Source organism: Arthrobacter sp. SIMBA_036 (assembly GCF_046535135.1).
Classification (GTDB): Bacteria; Actinomycetota; Actinomycetes; order Actinomycetales; family Micrococcaceae; genus Arthrobacter.
This window is the reverse complement of record NZ_JAWRXG010000004.1, coordinates 155119-175519: the sequence shown is the minus strand read 5'-3', so window position 1 is coordinate 175519 and position 20401 is coordinate 155119. Positions and strand designations below refer to the sequence as shown.

Sequence of the window (20401 nt, the reverse complement as noted above, 5' to 3'; positions counted from 1 at the left end):
GGCTAGCGGCCAACCACGCGACAAAGATGAAACTGTTGCGAGAGGAGTCCTGCCATGAGCACTGTGGACAGCTTCGGTTCCAAAGGCGTACTTAATGTAGCCGGCACCGATTATGAGATTTTCCGGTTGAACTCCGTAGAGGGCGCAGACAGCCTTCCGTTCAGCCTTAAAGTATTGCTTGAAAACCTCCTGCGGACTGAGGATGGCGCCAATATCACGGCCGACCACGTCCGCGCCCTGGCCGGTTGGGATCCCAACGCGGAGCCCGACACGGAAATCCAGTTCACCCCGGCCCGCGTCATCATGCAGGACTTCACTGGTGTTCCCTGCATCGTCGACCTCGCCACCATGCGCGAGGCCGTCAAGGAACTCGGCGGGGATCCCAAGCGAGTCAACCCGCTGGCGCCGGCTGAAATGGTCATCGACCACTCGGTGCAGATCGATGTTTTCGGTAACTCCGGCGCGCTGGAGCGCAACATGGAGATCGAATACCAGCGCAATGGCGAGCGTTACCAGTTCCTTCGTTGGGGCCAGACGGCTTTCAACGACTTCAAGGTAGTTCCCCCCGGAACCGGCATTGTGCACCAGGTCAACATTGAGTACTTGGCCCGCACCGTCATGACCCGCGAGGTCGACGGCGTTTTGCGCGCCTACCCGGACACCTGCGTTGGCACCGACTCGCACACCACCATGGTCAACGGCTTGGGCATCCTGGGCTGGGGCGTTGGCGGCATCGAAGCCGAGGCAGCCATGTTGGGCCAGCCCGTCTCCATGCTGATTCCCCGCGTCGTCGGCTTCAAGCTCACGGGCAGCATCCCCGCGGGCGCTACCGCTACCGACGTCGTCCTGACCATCACCGAAATGCTGCGCAAGCACGGCGTCGTGGGCAAGTTTGTCGAATTCTACGGTGAGGGCGTTGCCGCTGTGCCGCTCGCCAACCGCGCAACCATCGGCAACATGAGCCCGGAGTTCGGCTCCACGGCTGCCATGTTCCCGATCGACGACGTCACGCTTGAGTACCTCCGCTTGACCGGCCGCTCCGAGGCGAATGTCGCCCTCGTTGAGGCCTACGCCAAGGAACAGGGCCTTTGGCACAATCCTTCCCGCGAACTGCGCTTCTCCGAGTTCCTGGAACTGGATCTGTCCACCGTTGTTCCTTCGATTTCCGGCCCCAAGCGTCCCCAGGACCGCATCATCCTCACGGAGTCCAAGGCCCAGTTCCGCGAAGACCTGCGCAACTACGTCAAGGAGGACCTGGCCGGCGGAAGCCTGGACGAGGCGATTGACGAGAGCTTCCCGGCCTCGGACTCGCCGTCGTACACCAGCTCCGCGACCCACATTGCCGACGTTGCGCCGCACCCGCACGGCCCCAAGTCGAACGGCCGACCCTCCACCAAGGTGAACGTCACAACCGCTGATGGCCGCGAGTTCGAACTGGACCACGGTGCAGTGTCGATCGCTTCGATCACCTCATGCACCAACACGTCCAACCCGTCGGTCATGCTGGCAGCTGCGTTGCTGGCACGCAACGCCGTGGAGAAGGGCCTCACCTCCAAGCCGTGGGTCAAGACCTCAGTTGCTCCCGGCTCCAAGGTCGTCACGGACTACTACGAAAAGTCCGGCCTGACCCCGTACCTGGAGAAGCTGGGCTTCTACATCGTGGGTTATGGTTGCGCCACCTGCATTGGCAACTCCGGCCCGCTTGAGCCGGAGATCTCCGAAGCGATCCAGGCCAACGATCTTTCGGTCGCGGCGGTCCTTTCGGGTAACCGTAACTTTGAAGGCCGCATCAACCCGGACGTCAAGATGAACTACCTGGCGTCCCCGCCCTTGGTCATCGCCTACGCACTGGCTGGCACCATGGACTTCGATTTCGACGCCGACGCCCTGGGTACGGACTCCGAAGGCAATGAGGTCTTCCTGAAGGACATCTGGCCGAACCCCACGGAGGTGCAGGAAGTCATCGACTCCTCCATCGACGAGGCAATGTTCGTCAAGGGTTATGAAGGCGTCTTCGAGGGCGACGACCGCTGGAAGGCGTTGGACACCCCTGCCGGAGACACCTTCGTTTGGGCCGAGGACTCCACGTACGTGCGCAAACCTCCATACTTCGAGGGCATGAAGGCCCAGCCGGAGCCCGTCCAGGACATCTCGGGCGCCCGCGTGCTCCTGAAGCTTGGCGATTCGGTTACCACGGACCACATCTCCCCGGCCGGCTCATTCAAGTCGGACACCCCCGCTGGTCAATACTTGCTGGCTAACGGCGTGGAGCGCAAGGACTTCAACTCCTACGGCTCACGCCGTGGTAACCACGAGGTCATGATCCGCGGTACCTTCGCCAACATCCGCATCAAGAACCAGTTGCTGGACGGCGTCGAGGGTGGCTTCACCCGCGACTTCAGCCAGGAAGGTGCACCGCAGGCATACGTCTACGATGCAGCCCAGAACTACCAGGCTGCCGGAACACCCTTGGTGGTCCTGGCCGGCAAGGAATACGGCTCGGGTTCTTCCCGTGACTGGGCAGCCAAGGGCACTGCGCTCCTGGGCGTCAAGGCAGTCATCGCTGAAAGCTACGAGCGGATCCACCGCTCCAACCTCATCGGCATGGGTGTCCTTCCCCTCCAGTTCCCGGCAGGCGAGTCTGCTGCAACCTTGGGCTTGACCGGTACGGAAACGTTCGCCGTCGAGGGCGTTACTGAGCTGAACAACGGCACAACGCCGAAGACGCTCAAGGTGACGGCAACGGCAGAGGACGGCTCCGCAAAGTCCTTCGATGCGGTCCTCCGCATCGATACCCCGGGCGAAGCGGACTACTACCGCAACGGCGGCATCCTGCAGTACGTTCTCCGCCAGATCTCGGGAAAGCACGAGAACTGATCACTACCTGATTCAATGCCACAGCCCCGGCTGGTCGGAAGACCGCCGGGGCTGTGGCATTCCGGGTTTCGCGGACGTGCCCGGCAGCGAGTCGCGCCGGCCGGCGCACGCGCTAAAGTTAACAAGCACGTCATTCACCCTAAGGAGGGCCGTTGGGACTTTTGGAAACCGTTAAGGATCCACGGGACCTGGCCAGACTGTCCAGCACCGAGCTGGAACAATTGGCCGGCGAAATCAGGTCATTCCTGATCACCAATGTTGCCGCGACGGGTGGACACTTGGGTCCCAATCTCGGGGTTGTTGAGCTCACCCTGGCCATCCATCGGATGTTCGAATCTCCCCGGGACAGCATCGTCTTTGATACCGGTCACCAGTCCTATGTGCACAAGCTCCTCACCGGGCGCCAGGACTTCAGCACCCTCCGCCAGCAGGGCGGCATGTCCGGCTATCCTGACCGAGGCGAATCCCCGCATGACATCGTGGAGAGCTCGCATGCTTCTTCCTCGCTGTCATGGGCTGATGGTATTTCGCGTGCCCGGCAGTTGACTGGTGAAGGTGACCGCTTCGTCGTCGCAGTCGTGGGCGACGGTGCACTGACAGGTGGCATGACGTGGGAGGCCATCAACAACATCGCCTCCGACAAACGCCGTCGGGTAGTGATCGTCGTCAATGACAATGGACGCTCATACGCACCAACTGTTGGCGGTTTCGCCGATTACCTTGCTTCCTTGCGCCCCACCATCGATTCCCTCCGGACCGCGCCTGCCTACGAGGGCATGCTGGACTGGTGGAAGAAGAAACTTCAGAACGGCGGACCCACCGGCCAGTTCACCTACAAGAGCCTGCACGCCATGAAAAAAGGCATCAAGGACTGGTGGGCACCCCAAGGCATGTTTGAGGACCTTGGCATGAAGTACATAGGCCCGGTAGACGGCCACAACCTCCAAGCCATGGAGAACGCCCTCCACACCGCCAAGGCCTACGGTGGCCCCGTGATTGTCCATGCCATGACGGAAAAGGGCCACGGCTATGCCCCGGCCTTGGCCAACGAGGCCGATCAATTCCATGCGGTAGGAATCATCGATCCTGAAACCGGCGAGTCCACCGAGATGCCCGGCGCCCGGTCCTGGACATCTGTTTTCGCCGAAGAAATCGCAGATATAGCCGATGAACGCCCGGACATTGTGGGCGTTACAGGAGCCATGCTCATTCCGGTCGGGCTTCATAAGTTCGCCGAGCGCCACCCGGAACGGGTTATTGACGTTGGCATTGCCGAACAGCACGCACTCACGTCAGCTGCGGGGATGGCGTACGGTGGCCTGCATCCTGTTGTTGCTGTTTACGCAACGTTCTTGAACCGGGCGTTTGATCAGCTCCTCATGGACGTGGCCCTGCACAAGGCCGGCGTGACGATCGTCCTTGATCGGGCCGGTGTTACCGGTCCGGACGGCCCCAGCCATCACGGCATGTGGGACATGGCGATGGTCCAGATTGTCCCCGGGTTGCATTTGGCGGCGCCGCGGGATGCCACCCGCCTTCGTGAAGAACTGCGCGAAGCCGTAGCCGTCAACGATGCTCCAACGGTCGTCCGGTTCTCCAAAGGAAGCGTCGGCGCCGAGGTCGAGGCCATTGAAAGGCTTCCCGATGGCGTGGATGTCCTGGCGCGCCGCCCGGAGGGTTCCACTGAGAACGATGTCTTGGTGGTCAGCGTCGGAGCCATGTCCGAGCTCGCGCTCGATGTTGCTGCCCGTTTGGGCGCCCAAGGAATCAGCACCACGGTGGTGGACCCCCGTTGGGTGCTTCCGGTCCGTCGGTCCATCATCGCTTTGGCAGCCCGTCACAGACTTGTGATCTGCATCGAGGACGGCGTCCGGGCCGGTGGCGTGGGTTCACGCATCCGCCAGGAAATGCGTGCCGCAGGTGTGGATACAGCTCTGAATGAGGTCGGTCTTCCCGTTGAGTTCCTTGACCACGGCACCCGCAGCCAGGTTTTGGAACGCGTTGGGCTCACGGCACAAAAGATAACGCACGACGTCGTGGCCCAGGTTTTGGGGACGAAAGTGCCCTTTGCCCGGCCACTGCCGGGTCAGGAGCATCCGACTACCGGCAGCCTGCCCAAGCTGTGACGGAGCTCCGCACCCCGGGCGCCTTGCAGCCCGGCGACTTGGTTGTGTCCAGAAACCGGAAATGGGACGGGACCGCGCACTGGGTGGTCCCCGGCCGGTACTTGGGTGAGGACATTCATGGCTGGTGGATTTTCCAGCCTGCGGGGGAGTTTTGTGCTCGCCCTGGTGCAGCCTTTTACACGGCGTCGGATGCGCTTCTGCTGGTTCCACGGACAGGGGAGTACGTCGCCACTTTCTATGACGACGACTACCCTGGCGACTTCCGGATTTACGTAGACCTGGCCACGGCACACGACTGGAAAACCATCAGGCCCGGAGTCACCGAGTTCCACATGATTGATATGGATCTGGACGTCATCCGCTCGATCACCCGTGGAGTGTTCGTCGATGATGAGGACGAATTCGAACACCGTAAGGTGGCATGGGGTTATCCGGCAGCGGTGATCGATGCCATGGAAGCAGAATGTGCTGCGCTTCTTGAAGCTGTGGGCACCATGAGAGCGCCTTTTGACTTAGGCAATAACAGCGTGAGCACAGCGTGGTTCACGAAAGGACGGGCATGAGCGGCATTATCCGAACATACAAGCGCGACGACGACGGAGTCCTGCACTTCAGGGAGGCCTGGTACGACGACGACGACCACCAGTTCGTGGTCAACCATGGGGTAGTGGGGCATCAAAGCAAGACTGACGAAACCGAGGTGGGGGACGAGTCCGCCGTCGAGGGTTTGATGGCCGCGTTCGCCGCACAATGCGAGGAAGACGGTTATGCCGAAATTCCCCCATCGGAGCAGTTCTGGGTAGTGGCCCAACTTGCCCTGAAATCCCAAGACGGCACCGAACGCGATCGGCACCTTGAACGGAAAGCCAAAGCTGCCCTCACAGGGGAGCTCGCCTGGCGTGGCCTTGGAGTGGTGGATCGCTCGGAGATCGGCAATTTCCGGCTGAACATCTTTTGCCTCTGCCCTGACGTCAACAAGGCTGTCAATGCGATCAAAATCTGTGTCCGCAACGAGGATCTGGACTTCACCAAGCTCACTATTGCGGCAGCACCGTATGGGGACCCTACTGAATTCAAGGTGAAGCACTCGCCCAAGCAAGGTGTGGGCTTTACTCTCTAAGTAGCACCCATCGCACCAGGAGGGATCTCCATGTCGTCCAAGAGCAATTGGCCCGGACATACACCTCTGCCGAAAGGCCTCGCGGCCCCGGCGAAACGGGCACTGGCCCACCAAGGGATTGAGACGCTGGAGCAACTGGCGCAGTTCGGTGAGCGGGAGACGTCCGAGCTCCACGGCTTGGGGCCAGTTGCCATAGCCCAGCTCGGGGATGCCATGGAGGAATGCGGCATCTCCTACGTCTCGCGGTAGGCACGTTTCCCCCGGCTATTTCACTTCGTTGCCTTGGGTCACTTGTTGTCCGATGCCGAGGGTAGGCTGAAGCCATGACTGAATATCGACGCCTCGGCCGTTCCGGCTTGACCGTTTCCGCCGTCGGGTTGGGTTGCAACAACCTCGGCCGCGCCAACACTCCCACGGAGTCGCAGGAGGGCACCGACGCCGTCGTCCACGCCGCTGTTGACGCGGGGGTGACGTTTTTCGACGTCGCCGATGTCTATGGGCGTGAACCAGGACTCAGTGAGGTAATGCTGGGAAAGGCCTTGAAGGGGCGCCGGGACGACGTCGTGATCGGCACCAAGTTCGGGATGGACATGGCGGGCGTCAATGGAAACGACTTCGGTGCCCGCGGTTCGCGCCGGTACATCATGAAGGCCGTTGAAGCGTCACTGCGCCGTTTGGATACTGACTGGATCGATTTGTACCAGTTCCATACGCCTGATGCGCAGACGCCCATCGATGAGACACTCGCGGCCCTGGATGACGTGGTCTCCAGCGGCAAAGTGCGCTACCTCGGACATTCGAATTTTGCCGGTTGGCAGATCGCCGAGGCGGAGTACGTTGCACGGCAGTCCGGTGGTGCGCGCTTCATTTCGACGCAAAACCACTACAACCTGCTGGATCGCCGCGCCGAGCTTGAGGTGTTGCCAGCCGCGGGAGCATTTTCTCTCGGTGTGCTTCCGTACTTCCCCCTTGCCAACGGCTTGCTCACGGGCAAATACTCTCCGGGTAAGGCGCCGGAAGGCTCACGGCTGAGCCACACCCGCACCAACTTGGTAAGCGACGCCGACTGGGAACAGTTGGGCCGCTTCAGCCAGTTCGCCAAGGAACGCGGCCTGACCGAACTGCAATTGGCGTTCTCATGGTTGGCCGCGCAGCCGGGCGTCGGCAGTGTGATCGCCGGGGCAACCCGTCCGGAGCAAATCCGTCAGAACGCCGAAGCCGTGCGCTGGGTGCCTACCCCCGAGGAGCGGGCCGAGCTTGACGAGATCTTCCCGCAGGCGCCAAAAGTAGCCCTCTTCTAGGCCCTACCTCACATCCCACGACATGATGCTTGTCGCTCTCTCACTTCCCGTGCTTCCCGTCCAAGGCAGTGCGGGAAGTGCGAGAGCCACGGCGGCTAGGCCGGTGCCGATGCTACTCCCGGCTCCAGGAACCGCTTGCCGTTGACCCGCTCGGAGGCGCCCACCCGGTCCAGGTAGGGGGTGATGCCACCAAGGAACATGGGCCAGCCTGCGCCCAGGATGACGCACAGGTCAATGTCTTGAGGTCCTGCGACGATCCCTTCGTTGAGCATCAAGCCAATTTCCTCGGCCAAGGCATCCTGCGTTCGTCGGAGGACTTCCTCCCCGGTGGACGGGGTGTTGCCGAAGGACAAGATTGCCAGCGTTTCCGCCGGAATGACGGGCTTCCCGTCGGGACCGGGGACCCACAGCGTCTTGATCCCGTTGTCGATGAGCTTTTGCAGGTTCTGCGAAACCGGGAAACGATCCCCGAACGCGGTGTGCAGGGATTCTTGGACGTGTTGGGCTATGGGCAGCCCCACCATGGCGCTCAAGGTGAAGGGGGACATCGGAAGGCCCATGGGCCGCAAAGCCGAGTCGGCAACCTCGGCTGGAGTGCCCTCGTCGAAGGCGGCAATGACCTCACCCATCAGCCGGAGGAGGATGCGGTTCACGACGAAGGCTGCGGCGTCCTTGACCAGGACGGCCGTTTTCTTGAGTCCCTTGGCGAGTTCGAATGCGGTTGCCAGCACGGCGTCGTCCGTCTTGGGTGCCCGCACGATCTCGAGCAAGGGCATGACGGCCACCGGGTTGAAGAAGTGGAAGCCCACCAAGCGCTCGGGGTGTTCCAAGTCCTCGGCCATTGCAGTGACGGAAAGCGATGAGGTGTTGGTGGCGAGGATGCACTCGGGAGAGACGATGGCTTCGACCTCGGCGAATACCTGCTTCTTCACGTTGAGTTCCTCAAAAACGGCTTCAATGACGAAGTCGGCGTCGGCGAAGGCCTCCTTGGAAACAGAACCTGTGACCAGAGCCTTGGTTCGGTTTGCGGCGTCGGGCTTCATCCGTTTCTTGGCCAGCATCTTGTCGACTTCGGCGTGGACGTAAGCAACGCCCTTGTCTACGCGTGCTTGGTCGATGTCCGTCATGACCACGGGGACCTTCAACTGACGGGCGAACAGCAGCGCCAACTGGCTGGCCATCAGGCCGGCCCCTACGACGCCGATCTTGGTTACCGGGCGAGCCAGTTTCCGGTCCGGGGCGCCCGCCGGACGCTTGGATCGCTTTTGGACGAGGTCCAGGAACGCGTACACGGTGGAACGGAATTCATCGGTCTGCATCAAGCCTGCGAGCGTTTCGCACTCGAGTTCAGCCGACGCCGCCTGGGTCATGGTGCGGTTAGCTTCCATGACATCGAGGACCTTGGCCGGCGCGGGGGAAGCGTTGGATGTCTTGCTCTCCACAAAGGCGCGCCCAGCGGCGACGGCGGCAGCCCAGCGGTCCGCCACAACGGCGTCGGAAGGATCGACGGCGTTGGTCCGGTCAGGCGTTACTTCTCCGGAAATGACCTGCGCTGCCCAGGCCAGTGACTGCTCAACGAAATCGGCGGGTTCAAAGATGGCATCGGCAACGCCGAGCTCGTACGCCTGCGGCCCAGTGAGGGTCCGGTTATTGCTGAGGGGGTTCTCAATCATCACCTTGACCGCGTTCTCCGGACCGATCAGGCGTGGAAGGATGTAGACGCCACCCCAACCCGGTACCAAGCCGATGAAAGCCTCCGGAAGGCCTAGCGCCCCCGCGCCTGTGGAGACAGTGCGGTACGTGGACTGAAGGGCGATCTCAAGCCCGCCGCCCAGTGCCAGGCCATTAATGAAAGCGAAACTGGGAACACCGAGATCGGCCAGCGTCGCGTAGACGGCATGGCCGAGTTGGGCCATCCACAATCCGTGCTCGCGTTCCTTGAGGGTCTTCACGGCGGAAAGGTCCGCACCGGCCACCAGGAAGTATGGTTTGCCCGTGACGCCCACGCCAACGATCTCGCCGCGCGCGGCCCTTTCCTTGAGCGTTTCCAAAACGCCCCCGAGTTCCACCAGGGTGTTGGGACCGAGGGTGGTCGGCTTGGAGTGGTCCAGGCCGTTGTCGAGGGTGACCAAGGCGAACGTTCCCGCCCCGCCAGGGAGCTGGATGTCCTGGACGTAGGAATGCGTCACAACTTCATCAGGGAACAAAGCGGCGAGCTTGTGGAATTCGGGGGTGCTCATGCGGCAGCTCCTTCGGTGGTGGAGGATTCATAGGCGGCGTGGTGCGGGTTTTCCCAGATCACGGTGGCACCCATACCCAGCCCAATGCACATGGTGGTGATGCCGTAGTGAACCGTCGGGTCTTCCTCGAACTGCCGTGCCAACTGGTTCATGAGCCGAACGCCGGAAGAGGCCAGCGGATGGCCGACGGCGATTGCCCCGCCATAGCGGTTCACCCGAGGGTCGTCGTCCGCGATGCCGAAGTGGTCAAGGAAGCTGAGTACTTGCACTGCGAAGGCTTCGTTGATTTCGAACAGCCCGATGTCCTCGATGCCGAGGCCGGCATTTTTCAGGGCCTTCTCCGTGGCGGGCACCGGTCCGATGCCCATGACCTCAGGCTCGACGCCGGCAAAAGCGTAGGAGACCAAGCGCATCTTGACCGGCAAACCAAGTTCTTCGGCGGCATCCGCGGAGGCGAGAACCGCCGCCGTCGCGCCGTCGTTCAGTCCGGCAGCGTTGCCGGCGGTGACCCTGCCGTGGGCACGGAACGGGGTGCGGAGTTCTGCGAGGTCCTCCACCGTGGTACCTGGACGAGGCGGTTCGTCGGTGGTGTTCAGGGCCCATCCCTGCCCGGGTTTCATGGTGGCTACGGGCACCAAGTCGGGCTGGATCTGCCCGTTGGAGTAGGCGGTGGCAAGTTTGGCCTGCGACGACGCCGCGTAGGCGTCGGTACGGGCTTTGGTGATCGCAGGGAAGCGATCGTGCAGGTTTTCGGCTGTGTTGCCCATGTTCAATGCTGCCGGATCCACCAGTCGCTCGGACATGAAGCGGGGATTGGGATCGGCACCGGCGCCCATGGGGTGGTTGCCCATGTGTTCCACCCCGCCTGCGATGACAACGTCATAGGCGCCAAAGCCGATGCCACTGGCCGTCGTGGTCACCGCGGTCATGGCGCCGGCGCACATCCGGTCGATGGCGAATCCGGGGACGCTGCGGGGGAGCCCTGCCAACAGCGCTGCCGTGCGGCCGATAGTGAGGCCCTGATCGCCCGTCTGGGTGGTGGCTGCAATGGCTACTTCATCGATGCGCTCGGCCGGCAACGAAGGATTCCGGCGCATGAGCTCGCGGATGCACTTGACCACAAGGTCATCGGCTCGAGTGCCGGCATAGATGCCCTTCTCGCCCGCCTTGCCGAAGGGGGTTCGTACACCGTCGACGAAGACGACATCCCTGACGGTCCGCCGGGCACTGTGTGATGGACTCATGAATTACTCCTCGTTGAGACATGGAGCCGGGACCGCGATACGGTTACTCCGGTTGGCATTGATGCAATGTTACTCGTGGGTAACTTAGGGTGCAAGGTCGGCCCGGATGTCCGGCATGGAGTAAGCGAGCCGAAAACGGAAAGGCCCGCAGCGACGGGTCATTCTTCGTCACGACGGGCCCTTAACGGGTGATCGGTTCAGTCGGCATCCGCGGTGCGCTGCGGAGCCTCGCCGCTGGATGCCTCCTTGGCGGGTGCCTCCTTGGCGGGGGCGTTTTTTGCGGGAAGGGGCGCCGGGTTCAAGCATGCCTCGGTAAGGATGGGGGCCGCGAAGGAAATCTGCCACTCGCGTGCGCCCAGTGCCCGCAGTTCCCCTGCCACTGTGTCCAGCGAGACCTCCGCCGGAGGCCGCCAGGCGATGCGTCGCAGGAAGTCCGGGGTCAAGAGGTTTTCCACCGGCAGGTTGAGCTCTTCGGCCTTGGCTTGTAGCGCCGGCCGGGCGGCGGCCAGCCGGGCGGCGGCCTCGGGGTCCCGATCGGCCCATACCCGCGGCGGGGGAGGTGCGTTGGTAGCCAAATGGAGCGGCGGGAGCTCCGAGAGGGTGCGGGCGTTCGTGATGCAGCGGAGCCATCGGGGTGCTTCGCGTTGGGCTGAGCGGCCGTGGAATCCCCTGGTAGCCAGGAGTTGCGGAACCGTGGTGGGCATGGCCTTGGCTGCTGCGACGAGTGCTGAATCCGGGAGGAGGCGGCCAGGGGCCACGTCGCGTTTGCGGGCCAACTGATCCCGCTCCGTCCAGAGCTCCCTGACTGCTGCCAGTTGCCGGCGGTCGCGAATTTGATGCAGTCCTGAGGTTTTGCGCCACGGGTCTACGCGCGGTGGTGCTACGCCTGCGGCAAGGATTCCTGCAAACTCCTGCTCCGCGAACTCAAGTTTGCCGTCCGCCTCGAGCAGTTCGATGAGTTCCTCGCGCAGTTCGGCGAGAACTTCGACGTCGAGGGCTGCGTACCGGAGCCAGGGTTCGGGAAGGGGACGGGTGGACCAGTCAGCCGCCGAGTGCTCCTTTGCCAAGCCAAAGCCGAGGAGTTGTTCGATGACGGCGGCAAGGCCTACGCGGGGGAGGCCGGCGAGCCGTGCGGCGAGTTCGGTGTCGAAAAGTTTGTCCGGCCACATCCCAAGCTCGGACAGGCACGGTAGGTCCTGGGTGGCGGCGTGCAGGATCCATTCCACTCCGCGAAGGGCATCATTGACGACGTCGAGCGTCTCGAAAGGTTCCGGGTCGATCAGCCAGGTGCCGGCACCTTCGCGACGAATCTGGACGAGGAAAGCACGCTGGCCGTAACGGAACCCGGAAGCCCGTTCGGCGTCCACTCCGGCGGGACCGGTCCCTGCTGCGATCGCGGCGGCGCACCGTTCCAACCCGGCCACGGTATCGATGACGGGCGGGACCCCTTCGCGCGGGGTGTCCAAGTCGATGACTTCAGGGACGTGGCTATCAAAACCGTCAACCTTGATGCCGGTGGTGGGTTCAGCAGCCGGATCGCCGGCTGTGGTATTTTCCAGTTTTTCAGGGGTCATGATTGCTTAAGCTTACCGATACCTGTCAGGGTCGGCGGCGGAGACGAGGTCCGTTGCCCGAAAAAGGCGAAGGGCGGCGGTCAATTCAGCCTCCGCTTGGGCAGGCCGGTGACTCCCGGAGGCAGAGGCGGAAGGCCTGCAAAGGTACAGACCATATCGGACCACGCTTCCAAATGGGCCTGGACATCGGAACTTTCGGGTGTCCAGGATGCCCGGAGCTCGATGTCTATGGTGTCGGGGCGTTCGGCCAGTGTGCCGAAACTTTCCGAGAGGATCCGAGTGGCGGTCCCACCTGCAGCACGGTAGTGGGCTTCACGGTTCTGTAGAGCCTCCACGAGCCACGTCCACGCTACTGAGCCGAGCATGGCGTCGTTGCCCATCTCGGCATCCATCTGGGCGCGGATGTAGGTAACGATGCGGAATTCGCCCTCCCAAACGGCCGACCCGTCAGGATCATGAAGGAGGATGAACCGTCCAGTGGCCAGCTCGTCATCCTCTTCGTTGGAGGAACTATCGGTCTGGCCTTGCACGAATGCTTTGGCCGCGGGCCCGTGAACGGGGACTTGGCGGGTGGCCGCGGTAGGGCTGAAGACTTCCGCCCCGAGGGCGACGGCGTAGGGGGCCAAGCGTGCGGGGGCAGGAATTTCGTCAAGCCGGAGTTCACTGCGGCATTGCGCTTTTCGGAGTGTTCCCAATGCGAAGAGAAAGTCCGGGGGAACCTGTGCGAGGGCGTTCACCCTCGCAGGTTATGCGTCCGGGGCGGCGAATGGACGTAGGCTCGCCGCCCCGGACGCAGGGTACATCCTCGGTCAGGCAAGCTCACGCTTGATGGCCGCCACGAAAGCGTCGATGTCCGCCTCCGTGGTATCGAAGGAACACATCCAGCGGACTTCGCGGCGGGCGGCGTCCCAATCGTAGAAAGCAAAAGACTTTCGCAGGCGGCCCGCAGCCCCCTCGGGGAGGATGGCGAAAACGCCGTTCGACTCAGTGGCCTGGGTGGGCTCAACGCCGTCGATCTTTTCCACTGCCTCGCGCAGGCGGGAGGCCATCGCGTTGGCGTGGGCTGCGGAACGAAGCCACAGTCCGTCCTCCAACAAGGCAATGAACTGGGCAGAGATGAAGCGCATCTTTGAGGCCAACTGCATGTTCATCTTGCGGAGGAACTTCAGTCCCTGTGCGGCATCCGGGTTCAGCGCCACCACTACCTCACCGAACAGCAAGCCGTTCTTAGTGCCGCCGAAAGAGAGGATATCGACGCCTGCGTCGCGAGTGAATGCCCGCAGGGGGACGCCCAGGTGGGCGGCCGCATTGGCCAGCCGTGCACCGTCCATGTGCAGCTTCATCCCCTTCGAGTGGACATGGTCCGCGATGGCGCGGACCTCTTCAGGGGTGTAGCACGTGCCCAGCTCCGTGGTCTGGGTGATGGAAACGGCCAGCGGCTGCGCACGGTGTTCGTCACCCCATCCCCAGGCTTCGCGGTCGATCAGTTCCGGGGTGAGCTTGCCGTCCTCGGTGGGGACCTGCAGCAGCTTGATCCCACCGACGCGCTCCGGTGCGCCGTTCTCATCCATGTTGATGTGCGCGGTAGAGGCGCAGACGACCGCGCCCCAGCGAGGCAGGAGCGACTGGAGGGAAAGAACGTTGGCGCCTGTGCCGTTGAAGACGGGGAAGCACTCGATGCCCTGGCCGAATTCCCTTTCCAAGATCTCCTGGAGCCGCTTGGTGTAGATGTCCTCCCCATAGGAAACCTGGTGGCCGCCGTTGGCAGCCGCCAGCGCCGCAAGGATTTCAGGGTGGACGCCGGAGTAGTTATCGGACGCAAACCCACGCACCGCCGGATCATGCAGTTGCTTGGTGAGGTCCGTGCCGGTGTCGATCTGGATGGACTCTGTTGTGCTCGTCACTTGTTCATTCACGCTTTCAAGTCTATTTGGCCAGCACGATGCGCTGGCCGTTCAGGGTGGAAGCCGGTTGGTCAAAAAGTCCGACGGCGGCAGCGGCCAAGTCCTCGACATCCGTGAAACCCGGAAACCGCCGTTCGGGATGCAGTTGCCGCATGCCGGCGTCGACGAGGGCTTTGACGACGAAGATGACGGCGGCGCTCCCGCCGTCTGCGGTGCCAGCCTCTTGCGCCCGCCGGAAACCATCGGCCACCGCCAAGGTCCACGCTTCGGCGGCCGCCTTGGCAGCTACATAACTGGCCGCCGCCGTCGGAGCTGAAACAGTGGTGGATGAGACCATGGCGAACCGACCATGCGCGGAGGCTTCCAGTTGGCCGTAGAAGACCCTCGAAACGTTGCGGAGCGTTGTGACGGCTCCACGTTCCAATGCCTCCCAGTCCTCATCGGTCTGGTCCTCGATGCCCTTGGCCCCGCGCCAACCGCCCACGAGGTGCATCACGCCGTCGATGCCCTGCACGCCAAGGTTCGCGATGGCCGAGGCCAAGTCGCGGACGGAGTCCAAGCTGGCAAGATCGCATACCAGGGGAGTCACTGCAGCGCCCGCCTCGGCCGCTGCGGCCTTGATCCGGGCTTCGTCCGAACCGACAGTGATCACCCGATGGCCGGCGGCCGCCATGGCCCGGGCCACGGCGATGCCAGAGGCGCTGCTGCCACCGGTTACGAGGACAGTGAAGGCAGTCATCAGGCTGCGGTGGAACCGGTGATGCCGGTGGTGGACTCGATAACGGAACGCATCTTCTTCTCCAGTGCTTCGTAGAACATGGACAGTGGGAACTCGTCGTCCAAAACCTGATCGGTCAGCCCACGGGGCGGGCCATCCAACGGCAAGGCATCCGGTCCCTTGGCCCAAACCGAAGCCGGATGCGGGGTCACCGTGCTTGAGATGAGCTCATAGGCCGCCAGCCAGTGCGCAGCCTTGGGGCGGTCGATGGAACGCCAGTATAGTTCTTCGATCTTGGCACCGAGTTCAACCACGACGGCGGCAGCGTTGTCCCAGTCGATCGACAGTTTGCTATCGGTCCAGTGGAGGACGTGGTGCTGGTGCATCCACGCGAACAACAGCTGGCCGCCCAGGCCGTCGTAGTTCCGAACCCGGCTGCCGGTGATGGCGAAACGGAAGATCCGGTCGAATATCACGGCGTACTGGACGAGCTTGGCGTGCTTGCGTGCATCGGGATCGGCGTCCTCGTCTTTCTCAATGCGGACGGATTCGCGGAAAGCGGTCAGGTCGCAGCGCAGTTCCTCGAGCGAGTAGAGGAAGAAGGGCATGCGCTGTTTGATCATGAACGGATCGAAAGGAAGGTCACCCCGCATGTGCGTGCGGTCATGGATGAGGTCCCACATGACGAATGTCCGCTGGGTCAGCTCCTGGTCGTCGAGCAACTGGGCTGCGTCGTCGGGAAGTTGGAGGGAGGTTGTTTCCGCCGCAGCCTTCAGGACGCGGCGGAAGCGTGCGGCCTCACGGTCGGCAAAGATGGCGCCCCACGTGAAGGTGGGGGTTTCCCGGACGGCTACGGTCTCGGGGAACAGGACGGCGGAGTTGGTGTCATAGCCAGGGGTGAAATCAATGAAGCGGATGGGGACGAAGAGCTTGTTCGAGTACTCCCCGGCTTCGAGCCCCCCAATGAACTCGGGCCAGATGACCTCGATCAAGACAGCTTCGACCAGCCGGCTAGTGCTTCCGTTCTGGGTATACATGGGAAAGACCACCAGGTGCTGGAGGCCGTCGATCCGATGCTCCTGGGGCTGGAATGCCTGCAACGAGTCCAGGAAGTCCGGCACGCCAAAGCCCTGTTGCTCCCAACGGCTGAAGTCCTCGACGAGCAATTCCAGGTAGCGGGAGTCATGGGGGAACTGCGGCGCCAGTGAGGTGATCGCTTGGACGATCGTGGCCACAAGGGCAGCAGCTTCGCCGTGAACGGCCGGGTCCGCAATGGAACCGTCCTTTTGCTGGTGTGCCTGAAGGGCAGTTGTGGCGGCCTTGAGTGACGCCCACTCAGCGTTGTCAGCGGTGACATGCGGAAGAGTAGCGGTGGCGATAGTTGTCATGAAGCTCGTCCCTTTCCAAAGTAGCTTTTGCCTCTGGGCCGAGCGTAGCAAGGGAAAAGGATTGCTAACGTAAAATCGAGGCGAGCATAAGAGACTCTGTTCCTCGGAGGCTGTGCTGCCTGCTTGAGCTCAAGCGGCAGCGCTGCCTGCCTAGGCTTCTTCCGCCTTCACCAACCGCAGGGAGACGGAGTTGATGCAAAACCGCTGGTCCGTGGGAGTGCCGTAGCCCTCGCCTTCGAAAACGTGTCCCAAGTGCGAATCGCACGTGGCACAGCGGACCTCCACCCGGTCCATGCCCATGGTCCGGTCATGCAAGTACCGGACGGTGCCCTCAGCCAACGGCGCCCAGAAGGACGGCCAGCCGCAATGGGAATCGAATTTCTCGCTGCTGGTGAACAGCTCACTGCCGCAGGCCCGGCATTGGTAGACACCCTCAGTGTGGGTGTCCCAATACTCGCCGGTGTAGGGCCGCTCAGTTCCGGCCTGCCGCAGGACGTGGAATTCCTCCGGCGTCAGCTCCTCCCGCCACTGGGCGTCGCTCTTCTCCACGGGCGCAGGCGTCATCTTGCTGGTGTTCTCAGGAGTACTCATGCCCTCTTCAACGCTCATGAGTCGCCGATAAATCCCGAACCGGCGTACAAGTGCAGAACCGGTAGCCCGAGGGCATCCTGTGCCTTGTTGGCCCAGTCGGTATGCAACGTGTCCGCGATGGCGTGCGGTCGGGTCACCACCACAGCCTGCGCCGCATCAAGGGCCTTCACTTTGGCCACCAAACCTGCCACGGCCCCGCCGTCGACAATTTCTCCGGTGACGCCTCCGCCCAAGCCGGCCAAAGCAGCCAATGACGCCGCCAAGATGTCCGCCGCCTCCGCGCGCTCCGACTCGGGGTTTGCAGACTGCCCGGTCAGCTCGCGGAACGCTTTGGCGATGTCGAGCAAGGAAAGGTTCTCGAGGAAGTCGACCACCAAATGCCGCTCGGTGTTGGACGGCACCAACACGACGACGGGCGTTTCGCCGCCGTCGAGCAATTTAGCGATATTAATTCGGTCCTCGGGGCCCAAAGGCTCTTCGGTCAGGATGACTAGGGGATCACTCATGGCTACAGCGTAGTCCCGGGAAACCAGACAACGCAGATTTTGGTCGACGTTTACGAACGCCCGTGGCGCCGCACCGACCCGGGCCTGGCTAGAGGAGTCCGGTCTGGGTCATGAGGTCGGTGACCTTGGTGCTGTTGAGTTTCGCGGGGTCGATTGCAGGGGCTTGGAGCTGGTCGAGGGGGGTTAGCTTGGGGTTCGCGGGGACGTCGCTGCCGACCGTGTATTCGAAGGAGTTACCCGTCTGCAGGATCTGCTGCCCGGTTTTGCCGGTGATGAACTTCAGGAACTGCTGGGCCTGGGCCTGCTTCTTGCTGGAGGCCAGGACCGCACCGCCAGAGACACTGACGAATGCGCCGGGGTCCTGATTCTTGAAGTAGTGCAACCCAACGTTCTTGCTGTTCTCTCCGGTCTGGGCTTGATCCACGAATGAGTAGTAGTGGTACAGGACCCCCGCCTCGACCTCGCCTGAGTTGACGGCCGCGAGGACCGGAGTGTCGTCCTTATAGGCCTTGAAATTACTCTTTGCCGCTTCCAGCCAGGTCCGGGTGGCGTCCTCGCCCCTGAGCTCGAGCATGGCACTGACAATGGCCTGGAAGTCCGCTCCGCCCGTGGAGGCTCCGACGCGCCCCTTCCAGGCCGGGTCTGCCAGATCCATCAAGGATTTGGGCAGCTGATCTGACCTGAGTTTGGTTTTGTTGTAAGCCAGCACGGTGGACCGCGCAGCGATGCCGGTCCAGTCACCGGTGGAGGGCCGATACGAGGCCGGGACCTGGCCAAGGGTGGCCTGATCGACCGGGGCGAGCAGGCCTGCTCCGGCGATGCGGACCATGGCAGGGGAGTTTTCTGTGAGAAAGACGTCCGCGGGGGAGTTCTTGCCTTCTTCGCTGAGCTGGTTGCTCATCTCCAAGTCGTCGCCGTTGCGCAGAGTGACCTTGATTCCCGTTTCTTTGGTGAACGCGGCCACCCAGGCGGTGGTGAGATTTTCATGCTGTGCGTTGTAGACGATGATCCCGTCTCCGCCGGATGAGGCGGAACCCGAAGTGCCGGGCCCCGGCGTGGGGGAGCCGCAGGCAGCGAGGGCCAGCAGCACGGCTGTCGCGGCGGCAATGGCGGCGGGCAGTTTGATGCGGAAGCTCATGTAAGGCCTTTCAGGAAATCCGGCGAAGTTGTGCGAGGTTGGTCCGGCCAAGCCCGAGCCACGCGGGGACAAAGTGGGGCAGGAAAGCAGAGGTTCTGTATGGCTCCGACGTGGATCGGAGTGCCTTCCCGTGGACACCTGACCCACCGGCGCCGGTGCGGGGGGCGGTGTCCGTCTGACGCGAAGTGAGAGGTACGTAAGGCAGGCCTAAGTGTAATAACAACATGCGGATGTTGCGTAATTGTTTCCCCTACTGACAGACATGATTCGATGAGACGCCCATCGGAGCAACATGAGCAGGGACCAGCTACATGAGCAGGGACACCCACATGAGCAGGGACAATGGAAGCATGGCATCGAATTTCGTGGCAACGGACGTCCCAGCAGAAAGCACAATGTCCCTGCGCACCAAGTGGGCCCTCGCGGGCATGGTCGCAGGCGGAACGCTTGCCGGCTTGGTGGGAGCTGGGTCTTCCGCGCTCGCCGTGTACTTTGCCAGACGGGTCATCACGCCCGGCGCCCGGCACGAAGACCAGGAAGTCCTCGCTGTCATCAAGGGCGACGACGGACTGCAAGTGATCCTTGCCGCCACCCCAGACACAACCATCGACGGCGTTTTCAGCCTCTTTTTCGACGGCGGAAAGGGCCATGCCCGGATCGGCCGGATCGTGTCCTATTCGCCAGCGGAACAAACGGTTCTTCGCGAAGTCCAGGAAGTCTATAGCGGTGACTTGTTCCAAGCCCGCCGGGCGGGATGGAGCGGGGCGACCTACCCGGATCCAGCGGCCCTTGGACTGACGGCTGAGGACGTGGAGATCGACGTCGACGGCGGCAAGGCGCCTGCCTGGCTGGTCCGGGCCGGGGAGGGGCCGGCGTCGACGTGGGCGATCATGGTCCACGGCCGGGGTGCTACGCGCCTGGAAGGACTCAGGGCCGTGCAGACAGCTCGGTCACTGGGGATGGACACCTTGCTGATCTCCTATCGTAATGATGGGCTTGCGCCGTCGACGCTCGATGGCAGATATGGTTTGGGATCCACGGAATGGCGCGACGTGGAAGCCGCGATCGAATATGCGTTGAGCTGCGGAGCTGCCGAGGTGGTTTTGTTTGGCTGGTCAATGGGTGGGGCCATCACACTCCAAACGGCAGACCTGTCCAAGTACCGCCACGTCATCCGTGCGCTGGTGCTGGACGCGCCGGTCATCAACTGGGTCAACGTCATGGCCCATCACGCCCAAGTCAACAGGATTCCGTACCGCGTAGGGCGCTACGGGCAACTTATGCTAAGCCATCCACTGGGCCGGAGGCTGACCGGACTGGCAGCGCCCGTGGACTTCAAAGCCATGGACTGGGAGGCCCGGGCCATCGAACTGCGGACGCCTACCTTGCTCATCCACAGCGTCGACGACGACTATGTGCCCTTTGGTCCTTCCGCCAGCCTCGCCGAAAAGAATCCCGAAATGGTGACTTTCGAGCCGTTCGATGGCGCACGGCACACCAAGGAATGGAATGTTGATCCGGAAAAATGGGAGCGGATTGTGCGCTCATGGCTCCGCATTCAGTTGGCGCCACGCAACAACCCCGGTCAGTCTGATAGGCCCGGCCAGTCGGAGCCTGGTCAGCCAGTCTGATAGGCCCGGTCAGTCGGCCTGAGATGGAGGTCGGTCGCGCCGG

At 62.7% G+C, this 20401-nt stretch carries 17 protein-coding genes; 7 read left to right on the top strand and 10 right to left on the bottom strand.

Features of this window, described 5'->3' with window-relative positions; all coding sequences use genetic code 11:
* Positions 1 to 54: 54 nt before the first annotated feature.
* From SB659_RS07455 to SB659_RS07430, 6 genes are all read left to right on the top strand, one after another.
* The gene (locus tag SB659_RS07455) at positions 55 to 2877 is read left to right on the top strand and encodes an aconitate hydratase (protein WP_410549996.1); all 2823 of its coding nucleotides are present in this window, start codon (positions 55 to 57) and stop codon (positions 2875 to 2877) included.
* Positions 2878 to 3029: 152 nt separating this feature from the next.
* Positions 3030 to 5003, top strand: coding sequence for a 1-deoxy-D-xylulose-5-phosphate synthase (dxs, locus tag SB659_RS07450; RefSeq protein ID WP_284979606.1), 1974 nt, complete (start codon positions 3030 to 3032; stop codon positions 5001 to 5003).
* Positions 5000 to 5566: a DUF402 domain-containing protein gene (locus SB659_RS07445; RefSeq protein ID WP_410549995.1), complete on the top strand. Its 567-nt coding sequence runs from the start codon at positions 5000 to 5002 to the stop codon at positions 5564 to 5566. Before dxs ends, SB659_RS07445 begins: the two co-directional genes overlap by 4 nt.
* Positions 5563 to 6123, top strand: coding sequence for a hypothetical protein (locus tag SB659_RS07440; RefSeq protein ID WP_284979608.1), 561 nt, complete (start codon positions 5563 to 5565; stop codon positions 6121 to 6123). The genes SB659_RS07445 and SB659_RS07440 overlap by 4 nt, the downstream gene beginning before the upstream one ends.
* Before the next feature lie 30 nt (positions 6124 to 6153).
* The gene (locus tag SB659_RS07435; RefSeq protein WP_284976037.1) at positions 6154 to 6372 is read left to right on the top strand and encodes a hypothetical protein; all 219 of its coding nucleotides are present in this window, start codon (positions 6154 to 6156) and stop codon (positions 6370 to 6372) included.
* A gap of 74 nt (positions 6373 to 6446) precedes the next feature.
* A complete protein-coding gene (locus tag SB659_RS07430) occupies positions 6447 to 7424 on the top strand; it encodes an aldo/keto reductase (protein WP_410549994.1) in 978 nt (325 codons plus the stop codon).
* Positions 7425 to 7519: 95 nt separating this feature from the next.
* Here SB659_RS07430 and SB659_RS07425 read toward each other — a convergent pair whose 3' ends face one another.
* From SB659_RS07425 to SB659_RS07380, 10 genes are all read right to left on the bottom strand, one after another.
* The gene (locus tag SB659_RS07425; protein ID WP_410549993.1) at positions 7520 to 9664 is read right to left on the bottom strand and encodes a 3-hydroxyacyl-CoA dehydrogenase NAD-binding domain-containing protein; all 2145 of its coding nucleotides are present in this window, start codon (positions 9662 to 9664) and stop codon (positions 7520 to 7522) included.
* Positions 9661 to 10908, bottom strand: coding sequence for a thiolase family protein (locus SB659_RS07420; protein WP_410549992.1), 1248 nt, complete (start codon positions 10906 to 10908; stop codon positions 9661 to 9663). Before SB659_RS07420 ends, SB659_RS07425 begins: the two co-directional genes overlap by 4 nt.
* 197 nt (positions 10909 to 11105) lie before the next feature.
* Positions 11106 to 12482 carry an HRDC domain-containing protein gene (locus SB659_RS07415; RefSeq protein ID WP_410549991.1) on the bottom strand — a complete coding sequence of 459 codons (1377 nt, stop codon included), beginning with the start codon at positions 12480 to 12482 and terminating at the stop codon, positions 11106 to 11108.
* Positions 12483 to 12562: 80 nt separating this feature from the next.
* Positions 12563 to 13219, bottom strand: a complete 657-nt coding sequence (locus SB659_RS07410) for a DUF3000 domain-containing protein (RefSeq protein ID WP_284979614.1) — start codon at positions 13217 to 13219, stop codon at positions 12563 to 12565.
* 72 nt (positions 13220 to 13291) lie between these two features.
* The gene (locus SB659_RS07405) at positions 13292 to 14365 is read right to left on the bottom strand and encodes a threonine aldolase family protein (protein WP_410550075.1); all 1074 of its coding nucleotides are present in this window, start codon (positions 14363 to 14365) and stop codon (positions 13292 to 13294) included.
* A gap of 43 nt (positions 14366 to 14408) precedes the next feature.
* Complete coding sequence (locus tag SB659_RS07400; RefSeq protein WP_410549990.1) at positions 14409 to 15125, bottom strand: SDR family NAD(P)-dependent oxidoreductase; 717 nt, start codon at positions 15123 to 15125, stop codon at positions 14409 to 14411.
* Positions 15125 to 16492, bottom strand: coding sequence for a DUF6421 family protein (locus SB659_RS07395; RefSeq protein WP_410549989.1), 1368 nt, complete (start codon positions 16490 to 16492; stop codon positions 15125 to 15127). Before SB659_RS07395 ends, SB659_RS07400 begins: the two co-directional genes overlap by 1 nt.
* A gap of 150 nt (positions 16493 to 16642) precedes the next feature.
* Positions 16643 to 17083, bottom strand: coding sequence for a peptide-methionine (R)-S-oxide reductase MsrB (gene msrB, locus SB659_RS07390; protein WP_410550074.1), 441 nt, complete (start codon positions 17081 to 17083; stop codon positions 16643 to 16645).
* Between the two features lie 14 nt (positions 17084 to 17097).
* Complete coding sequence (locus SB659_RS07385; RefSeq protein ID WP_410549988.1) at positions 17098 to 17589, bottom strand: hypothetical protein; 492 nt, start codon at positions 17587 to 17589, stop codon at positions 17098 to 17100.
* Between the two features lie 88 nt (positions 17590 to 17677).
* A complete protein-coding gene (locus SB659_RS07380; RefSeq protein WP_284979619.1) occupies positions 17678 to 18727 on the bottom strand; it encodes an iron ABC transporter substrate-binding protein in 1050 nt (349 codons plus the stop codon).
* A 350-nt stretch (positions 18728 to 19077) separates the two neighbouring features.
* Here SB659_RS07380 and SB659_RS07375 point away from each other — a divergent pair, with 350 nt between their 5' ends.
* Entirely contained in the window at positions 19078 to 20358 is a 1281-nt protein-coding gene (locus SB659_RS07375) for an alpha/beta hydrolase family protein (protein WP_410550073.1), read from the top strand.
* Positions 20359 to 20401 lie beyond the last annotated feature (43 nt).

What these genes read in the sequence shown, in the direction of transcription:
- SB659_RS07395 (WP_410549989.1), bottom strand. Translation starts at nt 16,492, where the DNA reads ATGACAACTATCGCCACCGCTACTCTTCCGCATGTCACCGCTGACAAC.
- SB659_RS07380 (WP_284979619.1), bottom strand. Translation starts at nt 18,727, where the DNA reads ATGAGCTTCCGCATCAAACTGCCCGCCGCCATTGCCGCCGCGACAGCC.
- SB659_RS07375 (WP_410550073.1), top strand. Translation starts at nt 19,078, where the DNA reads ATGGCATCGAATTTCGTGGCAACGGACGTCCCAGCAGAAAGCACAATG.
- SB659_RS07440 (WP_284979608.1), top strand. Translation starts at nt 5,563, where the DNA reads ATGAGCGGCATTATCCGAACATACAAGCGCGACGACGACGGAGTCCTG.
- SB659_RS07385 (WP_410549988.1), bottom strand. Translation starts at nt 17,589, where the DNA reads ATGAGTGATCCCCTAGTCATCCTGACCGAAGAGCCTTTGGGCCCCGAG.
- SB659_RS07430 (WP_410549994.1), top strand. Translation starts at nt 6,447, where the DNA reads ATGACTGAATATCGACGCCTCGGCCGTTCCGGCTTGACCGTTTCCGCC.
- SB659_RS07425 (WP_410549993.1), bottom strand. Translation starts at nt 9,664, where the DNA reads ATGAGCACCCCCGAATTCCACAAGCTCGCCGCTTTGTTCCCTGATGAA.
- SB659_RS07415 (WP_410549991.1), bottom strand. Translation starts at nt 12,482, where the DNA reads ATGACCCCTGAAAAACTGGAAAATACCACAGCCGGCGATCCGGCTGCT.
- SB659_RS07400 (WP_410549990.1), bottom strand. Translation starts at nt 15,125, where the DNA reads ATGACTGCCTTCACTGTCCTCGTAACCGGTGGCAGCAGCGCCTCTGGC.
- SB659_RS07435 (WP_284976037.1), top strand. Translation starts at nt 6,154, where the DNA reads ATGTCGTCCAAGAGCAATTGGCCCGGACATACACCTCTGCCGAAAGGC.
- SB659_RS07455 (WP_410549996.1), top strand. Translation starts at nt 55, where the DNA reads ATGAGCACTGTGGACAGCTTCGGTTCCAAAGGCGTACTTAATGTAGCC.
- SB659_RS07420 (WP_410549992.1), bottom strand. Translation starts at nt 10,908, where the DNA reads ATGAGTCCATCACACAGTGCCCGGCGGACCGTCAGGGATGTCGTCTTC.
- msrB (WP_410550074.1), bottom strand. Translation starts at nt 17,083, where the DNA reads ATGAGTACTCCTGAGAACACCAGCAAGATGACGCCTGCGCCCGTGGAG.